Source organism: Paenibacillus sp. FSL R5-0636 (assembly GCF_037974255.1).
GTDB lineage: Bacteria > Bacillota > Bacilli > Paenibacillales > Paenibacillaceae > Paenibacillus_AQ > Paenibacillus_AQ odorifer.
Map to the genome: position 1 here is coordinate 1,147,437 of NZ_CP150232.1, position 12,181 is coordinate 1,159,617.

The 12,181-nt window shown below is 46.5% G+C and carries 8 protein-coding genes; 5 read left to right on the forward strand and 3 right to left on the reverse strand.

What is annotated here, in order from left to right:
* Positions 1–143: 143 nt before the first annotated feature.
* From gltB to MKX34_RS04915, 3 genes are all read left to right on the forward strand, one after another.
* On the forward strand, positions 144–4,739 hold the full coding sequence (gene gltB, locus MKX34_RS04905) for a glutamate synthase large subunit (protein WP_076274050.1): 4,596 nt from the start codon (positions 144–146) through the stop codon (positions 4,737–4,739).
* A 170-nt stretch (positions 4,740–4,909) separates the two neighbouring features.
* Positions 4,910–5,836, forward strand: a complete 927-nt coding sequence (locus MKX34_RS04910; RefSeq protein WP_235219382.1) for an ABC transporter ATP-binding protein — start codon at positions 4,910–4,912, stop codon at positions 5,834–5,836.
* Positions 5,829–6,617, forward strand: coding sequence for an ABC transporter permease (locus MKX34_RS04915; RefSeq protein WP_038568926.1), 789 nt, complete (start codon positions 5,829–5,831; stop codon positions 6,615–6,617). Before MKX34_RS04910 ends, MKX34_RS04915 begins: the two co-directional genes overlap by 8 nt.
* Before the next feature lie 8 nt (positions 6,618–6,625).
* On the opposite strand, the gene MKX34_RS04920 is transcribed toward MKX34_RS04915, so the two are convergent.
* Both MKX34_RS04920 and MKX34_RS04925 read right to left on the reverse strand, forming a co-directional pair.
* Complete coding sequence (locus MKX34_RS04920) at positions 6,626–7,075, reverse strand: polymer-forming cytoskeletal protein (protein ID WP_038568928.1); 450 nt, start codon at positions 7,073–7,075, stop codon at positions 6,626–6,628.
* Positions 7,076–7,113: 38 nt separating this feature from the next.
* Positions 7,114–8,403: a peptidoglycan DD-metalloendopeptidase family protein gene (locus MKX34_RS04925; protein ID WP_081383824.1), complete on the reverse strand. Its 1,290-nt coding sequence runs from the start codon at positions 8,401–8,403 to the stop codon at positions 7,114–7,116.
* 152 nt (positions 8,404–8,555) lie between these two features.
* Between MKX34_RS04925 and cls the strand changes: the two genes are divergently transcribed.
* A complete protein-coding gene (cls, locus tag MKX34_RS04930; protein WP_076104236.1) occupies positions 8,556–9,986 on the forward strand; it encodes a cardiolipin synthase in 1,431 nt (476 codons plus the stop codon).
* Positions 9,987–10,226: 240 nt separating this feature from the next.
* A complete protein-coding gene (locus MKX34_RS04935) occupies positions 10,227–11,066 on the forward strand; it encodes a YitT family protein (RefSeq protein WP_235219386.1) in 840 nt (279 codons plus the stop codon).
* A gap of 203 nt (positions 11,067–11,269) precedes the next feature.
* Here the strand turns inward: MKX34_RS04935 and ligD are convergent, their stop codons facing one another.
* On the reverse strand, positions 11,270–12,154 hold the full coding sequence (gene ligD / locus MKX34_RS04940) for a non-homologous end-joining DNA ligase (protein ID WP_076137202.1): 885 nt from the start codon (positions 12,152–12,154) through the stop codon (positions 11,270–11,272).
* Positions 12,155–12,181 lie beyond the last annotated feature (27 nt).

Genomic DNA, 12,181 nt, shown 5'->3' on the forward strand with positions numbered 1-12,181 from the left:
GCATCATAAAAAAGTTTAAATTGCGCTGATGTTACCTCGGTGATAAAATAATAGCACTAATCTGGATTGAATAATTATTAAGATTTTCATGTGAAAAATTTTCCTAAGACATTGCATACTTTATAATAGAAAGGTTGCGTTCGATGAAACACACTGAACTGCCCGTAAAACAGGGCCTGTATGATCCCCAGTTCGAAAAAGATGCTTGCGGCATGGGATTTGTAGCTCATATTAAAGGCACACCGTCTCACAATATCGTAAGTAATGCTTTGACAATGCTCTTTAATATGGAGCATCGGGGAGGCCAAGGTAGCGAACCCAACTCTGGTGACGGAGCAGGTATCATGCTTCAAATTCCGCACCGTTTCTTTGCAAGTGAAGCTCAGAAGCTAGGCTTTACTTTGCCGGAACAAGGCCATTATGGCGTGGGCATGATCTTTTTATCTCATAACGAAGAAGTTCGGGCACAGCATGAAGCCCTCTTAAGCAATATTATTGCTGAAGAAGGTCAAATAGTACTCGGCTATCGTGATGTACCTACCTATGATGAAATGCTTGGCAAGACAGCGAAAGCTGCTAAGCCTTTTGTGCGTCAAGTGTTTATCGGCCGCTCGGCTTCGGTCACGAATGAATTGTCTTTTGAACGTAAGCTTTATGTTATCCGCAAACGTGCGGAGCTTGCCATTCGTTACGGTGGTGTAGAAGAGGCTGAATCCTTCTATATACCAAGCTTGTCGTGCCGTAAGATTGTATACAAGGGCATGCTGACTACAGAACAAGTCGGACAATTCTACCTGGATTTGCAGAACGAAGAGCTGGAATCAGCGATCGCGTTAGTTCACTCCCGTTTCAGCACGAACACCTTCCCAAGCTGGGAACGTGCGCATCCCTACCGTTTTATGATCCACAACGGTGAGATCAACACCTTGCGTGGTAATGTGAACTGGATGCATGCACGCCAGTCATTGTTCAAGAGCGAAGTGTTTGGTGAAGATCTGAACAAGATCAAGCCTGTTATTAACCCGGATGGATCGGACACTGCAATGTTCGATAACACCTTTGAGTTTCTCTATTTGAGCGGACGCTCCCTGCCACAGGTAGCCATGATGATGGTTCCTGAACCATGGAGCAATCATGATAGTATGGATGCTGATAAAAAAGCATTTTATGAATATCACAGTACTCTAATGGAGCCATGGGACGGGCCTGCTGCAATGGGCTTTACCGATGGGATACAAATCGGCGCTATTCTGGACCGTAACGGTCTGCGTCCTGCTCGTTATTATGTAACGAAAGACGATATGATTATTTTATCCTCAGAAGCCGGTGTACTGGACATTCCAGCAGAGGACATCTTATATAAAGACCGCCTGAAACCTGGACGCATGCTGCTTGTGGATACGAAGGAAGGCCGCATTATCTCGGATGAGGAAGTTAAATCGGCTATCGCCTCTGAGAAGCCTTATCGCCAGTGGCTGGATGAGCATTTGATCAGTCTTGATGAGCTTCCGGATGCGCCTGAACTGCCAAATCCTAAGCATGACAATGTACAACAGCTACAGCAGGCTTTTGGCTATACTTTTGAAGACTTGCGCAAGGTGCTTGAGCCAATGGCATCTACTGGTGCTGAAGCTGTCGGTTCCATGGGTTATGATGCTCCACTCGCTGTATTTTCGGACCGCCCGCAACGTCTCTATAACTATTTCAAACAAATGTTTGCTCAGGTAACGAATCCACCCATCGATGCCATTCGTGAAGAGCTGGTTACATCCACAACGACTACGATTGGACCAGAGCGTAATTTGCTTAAACCGGAACCGGAAAGCTGCCGCCAGATCTCGCTGCAAACGCCAATTCTTTCGAACGAAGATTTTGCTAAGATTCGCCATGTTCGCCGTGCAGGCTTCAAATCGATGTCTATTCCAATTCTTTTCCCGGCTGAGCTTGGGGCAGAAGGATTACGCATCGCGCTTGAGCGCATGAACGAGGCTGCTGACCGTGTTATGGCTAAAGGGCATAACATTCTGATTCTGACTGACCGCGGTGTGGACAGTGAGAATGCTGCGATTCCAGCTCTGCTTGCGGTATCGAGTCTGCATCATCATTTGATCCGCCAAGGAACACGGACGAAAGTAAGTATTTTGCTGGAATCCGGTGAACCACGTGAAGTCCATCATTATGCGCTGCTGCTCGGTTATGGGGTGAGCGCAGTAAATCCTTATCTGGCTTTTGAAAGCTTGGATGATATGATCGGCCAAGGCTTATTGCGGGGAATCTCGCATGAAAAAGCAGTGAAGAACTATATTAAAGCTGCGACTAAGAGCGTAGTTAAGATTCTTTCCAAAATGGGAATTTCGACGATTCAATCTTACCGCGGTGCGCAGATTTTTGAAGCTGTGGGTCTGAACTCTGAGTTCGTGGATCGCTACTTTACTTGGACACCTTCCCGGATTGGCGGTATTGGCCTGGAGGAAGTGGCAACTGAGGCACTTATCCATCATAACCGTGCTTTTACAGAAAAAGACGGAAATGATAAGGTGCTTGATTCCGGTGGCGATTATCAATGGCGTAATGATGGGGAAGAGCATCTTTTCAATCCACAGACCATTCATCTGCTTCAGCACTCTGTGCGTAGTGGGAATTATGATATGTACAAGAAATATGCTGCCCTTGTTCAAGGAGAAAGCGAGAAGCAATTGACGCTTCGTTCCTTGTTGCAATTCAAGTCAGCCTATGAACCGATTCCACTGGAAGAAGTAGAACCGGCATCGTCTATTATGAAACGGTTTAAGACGGGTGCAATGTCCTTTGGTTCCATTAGTAAGGAAGCACATGAGACACTGGCCATTGCGATGAACCGTATCGGTGGCAAGAGTAATACGGGGGAAGGCGGCGAAGATCCAGCTCGCTATATTCCGGATAGCAATGGTGATTCACGCCGCAGTGCGATTAAACAAGTAGCTTCCGGACGTTTTGGTGTTACCTCGAACTACCTAGTTAACGCTGATGAGATCCAGATTAAAATGGCTCAGGGCGCTAAACCAGGGGAAGGTGGACAGCTTCCAGGACGTAAAGTTTATCCTTGGGTCGCTGAAGTACGTGGCTCAACAGCAGGTGTCGGTCTGATCTCACCTCCACCGCATCATGATATTTACTCAATCGAGGATTTGGCAGAGCTGATCTATGATCTGAAGAATGCAAATCCACGTGCAAACATTAATGTTAAGCTCGTATCGGAAGTTGGAGTGGGTACGATTGCTGCTGGTGTAGCCAAAGGGCGCGCTGATATTATCTTGGTTAGTGGCTATGATGGAGGTACAGGGGCATCGCCGATGAACTCCATTCGTCATGCGGGTCTTCCGTGGGAGCTTGGCTTGGCTGAAACCCATCAGACATTGATGCTCAACAATCTGCGTGACCGTGTTGTTCTAGAAACAGATGGTAAAATGTTAAGCGGCCGCGATCTGGCTGTAGCTGTATTGCTTGGGGCCGAAGAGTATGGATTTGCTACTGCTCCGCTAGTATCTGTTGGCTGTATTATGATGCGTGTCTGCCAAATGGATACTTGTCCGGTTGGTGTAGCTACCCAGAATCCGGATCTTCGTAAGAACTTTACTGGCGATCCGCAGCATGTAGTTAACTTTATGACCTTCGTGGCACAGGATCTACGTGAAATTATGGCAAGTCTCGGCTTCCGTACAATTGAAGAGATGGTAGGCCGTACCGATTGCCTAGACGCAACTCAGGCGTCGAAGCATTGGAAGAAGAAAGGCATAGATTTGAGCAGCCTGCTGCATACACCGGAATTACCGGAAGGAAGCACACGCTTCCGCAGTAAATACCAGAATCATGGTCTGGAAGAGACACTGGATGTCTCGCAGCTGCTCGACCTGGCAGCACCTGCATTGGAATCGGGTACGGCTGTTGAGGCATCGCTGCCAATCACGAACGTTAATCGTGCCGTCGGAACTATCCTTGGCAGCGAGCTGACCCGCAAGTATGGGGCCGCAGGTTTGCCAGATGATACGATTCGGCTTCATTTCACCGGTTCTGCTGGTCAAAGCTTGGGTGCATTCGTGCCTAAGGGAATCACGCTTACGGTGGAAGGAGATTCCAATGACTATGTAGGTAAAGGATTGTCGGGTGGTAAGATTATTATCAAGCCATCTCCGAAAGCTACCTTTGCTGCTGAGGACAATATCATTATCGGAAATACTGCATTCTACGGTGCAACAGGTGGAGAAGCTTATATCAACGGTATCGCTGGTGAACGATTTGCCGTCCGTAATTCCGGAGCGAAGGTTGTTGTAGAAGGCGTGGGTGACCACGGCTGTGAATACATGACTGGAGGCCGAGTGGTTGTCCTTGGTGAAACTGGCCGTAACTTTGCGGCAGGGATGTCAGGCGGTATCGCTTATGTCTACGATCCGGATAGAACCTTCATCGGCCGCTGCAATCTCGAAATGGTACTGCTCGAGAGAGTGGAAGAGTCTGAGGAGATCGAAGAGCTGCGTGAGCTGATTATCCGCCATACCGAGCTTACAGGTAGTGCGGCTGGCGCACGGGTACTGGATCAGTGGGCAGATAGCTTGCCGAACTTCGTTCGTGTCATTCCGAAGGATTACAAACGGATGATGGAGCAAATTCGTAAGGTAGAACAAACCGGGTTGACCGGAGAAGCTGCGTTGATGGCTGCATTTGAAGCGAATATGCGCGAGCTTGCCCGTGTTGGCGGCTAAACTGCTGTACCTGAATGAAATAGGAACTAAATGAATAAGGGAACCTGACTCTTCCTAATGCCGGAGAAGTCAGGTTCCTTTTTTTAGATGGCAGACTCGTATCCTCTAGTGATTTTCGGAAAAAAGGGTATATGTGGTAAACTAGGTTATAGATGAAAGGAAGTGAGACTATGTCGAATACAGAAATATTGATGGAGCCTGTTGCCCGTCTGCAGGGAGTCACCAAAAAAATCGGCTCGAAAACGCTGGTGAGCGATTTAACGCTGGACATCCCGCCTGGACAAATCTTCGGTTTTTTGGGGCCCAACGGAGCAGGTAAGACTACTACAATACGGATGATGGTGGGGTTGATTTCCATTAGTCGTGGAGACATCTTGATCTGTGGCCGTAGTATTAAAAACCATTTTGAAGAGGCTATCGCAAATATAGGGGCCATTGTAGAAAATCCTGAGATGTACAAGTTCCTATCCGGTTATCAGAATCTGCGCCAATATGCACGGATGGTGCCAGGGGTAACGAAGCAACGGATAGACGAAGTCGTCGAGCTAGTTGGACTAGGTCAAAGAATTCATGACAAAGTTAAGACCTATTCACTGGGAATGCGTCAGAGGCTGGGAGTGGCTCAGGCACTGCTGCACAGACCCAAGCTGCTGATTCTAGATGAGCCAACCAACGGCCTGGATCCACAAGGGATACGCGAGCTTAGAGACTATTTACGCCGTTTATGTCAGGAAGAAGGAACAACTGTATTCGTCTCCAGTCATTTACTTTCCGAGATGGAGCTCATGTGTGACAGCGTGGCGATTATCCAAAATGGACGACTGGTGGATGTGAAGCAGCTGAAAGGGGTAGGCAATACTGCAATGCCTCTGGGAGAAACCTTGTTCGAGGTTGATAATGCTGAAGCTGCGCTAGCCCTCATTGGACGTGGAGTATTTAAGAGTGGGGGACTTGTGCTTGAGGCAGAGCGTGAGGAGATCGCAGAATTAAATGCCAAGCTAGTGGCAGGTGGGATTAAGGTGTATAGCATCAGAGCCCTTGCCCGTACGCTGGAGGATCAATTCTTAGAGGTTACAGGAGGTGAAGGAATTGGGTGAATTTACAGCTCTCATACATAATGAGAATATCAAAATATACAGCCGTGTCCGCACATGGATTATGCTGCTTATTCTTGCAGTGATGAGCGTGCTGCTTCCTGCGCTTATTTATTTCACAAGCGAAGGCGATTCATCGCTTATGGGGCTTTGGGACAACTTTCAGATGACGGTGAGTATTGCGTTCTTCTTGAATACAATATTTACCGTTGTAGTGGCTTCTGACTCCGTAGCGGGCGAATTTACCTGGGGAACCATCAAGCTGCTGCTGATTCGCCCGTGGAGTCGCTCCAAGATCCTGCTCTCGAAATATATTTCCATGGTGTTATTCAGTTTGCTTAGCACCGCAGTATTGATTGCTTTTGGCTTTGCTGCTTCGTTAATCTTCTCCTCATCTTCGGGAGATACGATGTCATCCATTACGGCTTGGAGCCCAGCGGAATATTCCTTCCTAGATCTCCTATGTCGTTACATTGAGCTTTTCCTGACCGCTGCTCTGGCTTTCATGGTATCTAGCGTATTCCGCGCAAGTGGACTGGCTATTGGATTATCCTTATTTATTATGTTTGCCAAGAGTATTTTTACGGTTATTTTTAGTCCAGAACGGTTTGAATGGGCCCAATACTTGATCTTCACACATATGGATCTAAGAGGCTACCTATTGTCGGATACGGGTCCGGGGGGCTCTACACTTGGCTTCTCCATAGCTGTACTAGCGGTGTACTATATCCTATTCCTGGCCATTTCCTGGATTGTCTTCCGTAAAAGGGACGTTGCCTCATAGAAATAAGTCTAGCCGGCTTCGAGTGTTCCTTGTGCTTTGGAGGAGCGCTTGGCTGCCTTGTCCTTTTTCATATTACTTTTGGGCTCACCTGCTTTTTCAGAGGTGGGCTGTTCTTGCATGGCAATGGAGCCATTCAGGAGGCTGCCTTCCATAATGCTAAGTGCTCCTGCTGAAATATTGCCATGTAACTCCCCGGTTCCGGTCATAATGAGTCTGCGGTCTGCGGTAACATCCCCGTATACTTTGCCGGCAATCACGATTTCCTCCGCTTTAATACTGGAGCGCACTGTTCCTTCTTCTCCTACAGTCACGACACCACTGCAAATAATCTCACCGCTAAAGGTACCCTCAATCCGCAGGTTTGTATCGCATTGCACCTTGCCCTCCAGTGTTCCTCCATGCCCTATTAGGGAATCGGTAGATTTAAAGGGGACACGCTGCTGCCGTTTGTTCCACATTTATAAATTCCTCCTATTATATAAATTGAATGCATCCCTTAGGGTTTGACATACGCCAAAGGGTTGACAGTTTTATTCTGCTTCACAACCTGAAAATGAAGGTGAGGACCTGTGCTTCGGCCAGTGCTTCCAAGCAAGCCGATTTTTTGCCCCTTGCTAACCTTGTCTCCGGCAGATACGTTCATTCCGTTCAAATGCATGTACCAGGTTTCCAACCCGTTTGAATGCTTAAGCACGATGTATTTTCCGCGTGCGCCCATTTGTTCCGCAGTAATAACCTCGCCATCTAAGGCAGCATATACAGGATCACCGATGTTCCCGGCAATATCGACACCGGAATGGAAAGCAGACAAACCTTTGAATGGATCTGAGCGGTAGCCGAAGCTTGAAGAAATAACTTTGGACTCGGTAGGCCAAAGCGGTACTGCGTTAAGTCTAGCCTTTTCTGCACGGGCCTTTTGAGCTTGCAGATTTGCTTGTACGTTATTCTCATGCTCTGCCTGTGTGATTGTCTGTGTAATACTTTCCACCATTTCATCAAGCATTCCGTGAATCTCCTCAAAGTCATCCTTAGTTTCTTCCACCAAGCTTGTAGCGTCGTTCTGATACACCGCGATGTATTCTCCACCAACCTGTGGGGTGAGTGTTTTTGGAAGGGCTGCAGTAATGGCTCCAAAGCGGAAACTTATGGCGGATAGAGAAGTGGAAGGTGAGTTCTCTTCAGTACTCTGCTTAAAGGAGGTCTCTTTAGGAACAGGAGAAGAAAGACGGCTCGATAAACCTAATGTTGAATTTGAAGTGGCCGATCCAGCTTTTGATTTTTCTGTTGCGGATTTCTCCGGTTGGGATTCATTCGTGTCTGTAGCGGCAGCAGCACCTTTGCTTTTGTTAATCAATGCTTGCAGCTCCTGTTCCAGTGCATTTACACTCTTCAGCTTGTCTTTAATGTTATCTGCCTCTTCCGAAAGTTCGCTGACCTGGCTACGAAGCTGGGTTAAATCTTTATCCTTGTCGGCGACCTTCATTTCCATGCGGAGATTGGTTAGCGATAGTGCGGCTGCCTCGGCTTCTAGCTGTGAGATGGACTGAGAGGCATGGAAATGCATAGAGGTGACCAGACTGGAGATAGAGAGGGCTGCTGCTGCCGGCAAAGCGAACGCTAGCGGTTTGGAGATGTGGAGCTGTTTGACTGGACGTCCGGCATCCCTTACGACAAGCAGCGTAATCCGTTTATGATCTGGCTGACTCTTCATGGCTTCTCCTTTCTGCGGCTTATGGCAGCCGCTTGCGATACCTGAGGCTAACGACTTTTCTTCCATTAGGCTCATCCGAATTGTCCTACTACTCTATGTATTCCATATCTTTCAGGAACATGACAACGGTTTGTTTGAATAAAGAAGGAGAGTTACGGCAAAACCTGTACTAGAGTCATCGCAGAGAGTCTATTGCATCTGTTTTTATTAATTGAGGGGGTAGAGAATTGAAGATTTTTGCGATAATTCTAATTCTTTTTATCATACAGATTGCATTGATTGTATTTCTGGAGTACCGCCGCCCGCAAAGGGCTATAGCATGGTTGTTTATTTCCTTCTGTTGTCCACCGCTTGGTCTGGCATTCTATTATTTTCTAGGTCGTGACTACAGACAGAATAGAAAATTGAACAAAAGATGTACTTCGCTCTTCCGGGAAATTCGTTCGTATGTCACTGGCAAGATTAAGGTAGTAAAACAAGCGTCGGATACTGGAAACGCTCAGTTTGAGAATAACGAAGGTTTATTGGTTTTGCTTGCAAAGCTCTCGGAAGGGCCTATTACAGGCCATAACAAAAGCAGAGTACTGTCAACTGCGAGAGAAGCGTACGACGCAATGCTGAAAGCCATGGAAGAGGCAAAAGAACATATCCACATGCAATTTTATATTTATCGTGATGATGAGATCGGAGAGCAATTTCAGGACGTTATGATTCGAAAGGCGCGGCAGGGAGTTAAGGTGCGTTTGCTTTGTGATGGACTGGGCAGTCATCGATTAAGCCGTAGGTTTATTCAAACCATGAGAAATGCCGGGGTGGAGTTCCACTTTTTTTTACCTCCGGTTAGTTCTTTACTGGATCGTCGTTTTAATTTCCGCAATCATCGGAAGATCCTAGTGGTGGATGGATTGATTGGTTTTACGGGTGGAATGAATATCGGGGATGATTATTTAGGAAAGGACGCCAAGATGGGTTACTGGCGCGATACTCATCTGCGTCTAGAAGGAGATTCTGTTTATTATATTCAGTATGTCTTCCTGAAGGATTGGAGACTGGCCTCTGGTGAAGGTATGAGTCATCCTCGTTTGTTCCCTGAGCATTTTTGTAAGGAGCAAGAAGCCGTGCAGATTGTAGGAAGTGGACCGGATGCTGCGATCGATGCTTCTCAGGAGATGTATTTTGCCGCTTTTTGCTCTGCTAGGGAACGGATCTGGATTACTTCACCGTATTTTATTCCGGACCCTGCGATTTGTCGTGCTTTGAAGAGTGCAGTCCTTCGTGGAGTGGATGTTAGAATCATCATTCCGGCGAAGCCTGATAATAAGCTCGTTTATCATGCTTCTTTGTCTTATCTGGAGAATTTACAAGATGCAGGCGTGAAGTTCTATCGCTACACCAAAGGATTTATGCATGCCAAAGTCATGATTGTGGATGATCTGCTGGGTACGGTGGGAAGTGCGAATCTGGATATGCGCAGCTTCTATTCTAATTTCGAAATGACAGCGGTTTTGCTGCATCCTGAGACGATAGCAGTGCTAGTCGCGGGGTTTGAAAAGGATCAAAAGCATAGTGAATTCATTGATCCTGTAAAATTTAAGGAGAGAGGCAGAATTGTCAAACTCGGTGAAGGGCTATGTCAGTTGTTATCACCTCTGTTATGACCGGAAAGAGGACTAAATCTGAATTTTTCGAAGGATAGTACGTGTTCCATTCATTATTAGAGCATATTTTGTGATATAATAATTGTATAAGAAGAAATGTAAGAAAGTATAGATTGTAATTATACTTCCGAATGTTTCAAAACTATATTGTTAAATTGTAGGGGGAGTTCTATGAATGTGAGTCCACAAATGTTTACCAAAGAGGAGCAGAACAAACTGCAGAAGACCGGTGCCCATAAAATGGCTAAGTTCGCGCAGCGTATGGTTATGTTATCCATTGGGGCCGCCATGATGGCTGTTGCACTTGAGATATTCCTAGTACCTAATCAAATGATTGATGGCGGGATTACCGGTATCTCCATTATTTTATCACATTTATTCGACATTCCTCTGGGTATTTTATTGACACTGCTCAATCTTCCGTTCCTGTTAATCGGTTATAAGCAAATCGGTAAGACATTTGCCTTATCTACCTTATATGCGATTTTACTTATGTCTATCGGCACTTCAATGCTGCATCATGTAGAGGCCTTTACAGTTGAACCGATGCTTGCTGCCGTGTTTGGCGGTATCATACTAGGTGTAGGTGTTGGGTTGGTTGTACGTTTCGGGGGATCTCTAGACGGTACAGAAATTGTTGCGATTTTAGTGGCTAAGAAGCTTCCCTTCTCTGTAGGTGAAGTAGTTATGTTCTTCAACCTGTTCATCTTGTCCGGAGCTGGATTTGTGTTCGGTTGGAATAACGCGATGTTCTCCCTGATTGCTTATTATATTGCATTTAAGGTTATTGACATTACCCTTGAGGGTCTGGATCAATCGAAATCAGTATGGATTATCAGCGATAAATTCCGCGATATTGGGGAAGCTCTGACAGAGCGTCTCGGACGTGGTGTTACTTATTTAGATGGAGAAGGCGGATTTTCCGGTGAGAACAAGAAAGTGATCTTTGTAGTTATCACCCGTCTGGAAGAAGCTAAGCTTAAAACCATTGTTGAAGATTGGGATTCTGATGCATTCATCGCAATAGGTAACATCCATGATGTTAAAGGTGGCCGCTTCAAGAAGAAATCCATCCACTAGCGTAGCTCTTAAGTATCATTAACTGAAAGAAGGTATTTTTACGGATAAAAAAGCAATAAATACGGTGAACAAAGCTAGGCATGCCGTATTCTTATATAGTATACCTTCTGTCCTTGAGTGGGACGCCAAATAAGCTCGTAGCATGTAGTTGATGCTGCGGGCTTATTGCTGTTTTTGGGGCTTTTTTCAATGGGATTGCTCCTTTATGGGAGCTTAGCAATGAGCTGTTCAACGGGCTGTGGTGGCACTTTCTCTAAAAGATCTCCCATACGCTGAAGGCGTTCCTCGATATTGAGCAGATGAAAATCAGAGGGAGATACATTTTGCTGAACCTCCTCCCAGAGCAAGGGTGTAGAAACTGTAGCGAGTGGTCTTGCACGTGGCGTGTAAGGTGCAGCTAATGTTTTTCCGCTATAATGCTGGAGGTAGTCAAAATAGATTTTATCTCCGCGATTCTTTTTTAGACGTTCCAGGGTGAACAGGTTGGGATGCTTTTCGGTGACATAACGACCCACAAAATGCCCGATTTTCCGCAATCCATCAAAAGTAACGCCAGTCTCGATAGGGACGATAATTTGCACTCCGGTAGCACCGGAGGTTTTGGGTACAGAGGAGAGGCCGAGGGAGGTTAAGACCCCCCCAACGATCGCAGTTGCTTCCATGATGCGGGGTTCGATCTCAAGTGACGGATCAAGATCAATCATCCACTCACAGGGCAGCTCGCTGCCTACATAATGCAGGGAAGGGTGGAATTCCAAAGCAGCGAGATTTCCCAGCCAAAGCAGCTCAGGTAAACCTTGCAGCTTGATATAGTTAATATTCTCGTGCACAGCGGTTTGGACAAAGGCCGGAAGCGGATCAGGTGCATTTTTCTGATAAAAGGACATTCCAGAGATGCCGTGCGGATAACGAATGACGGTAAGCAGCCGGTCCCGGCAATAACGCAGCAGATAGGGAGAGAGTGCAGCGAGCTTTTGCAGATAAATCCGTTTTGTAATGCCACATTCGGGCCACAGCAGCTTCTCTGGATTAGTGATGATGATTTCTTCTCCGTCTATGGTAATTGTACCTTTGATCGCTGCCGGCATCGGGGAAACTCCTTTCTGTGATAGGAA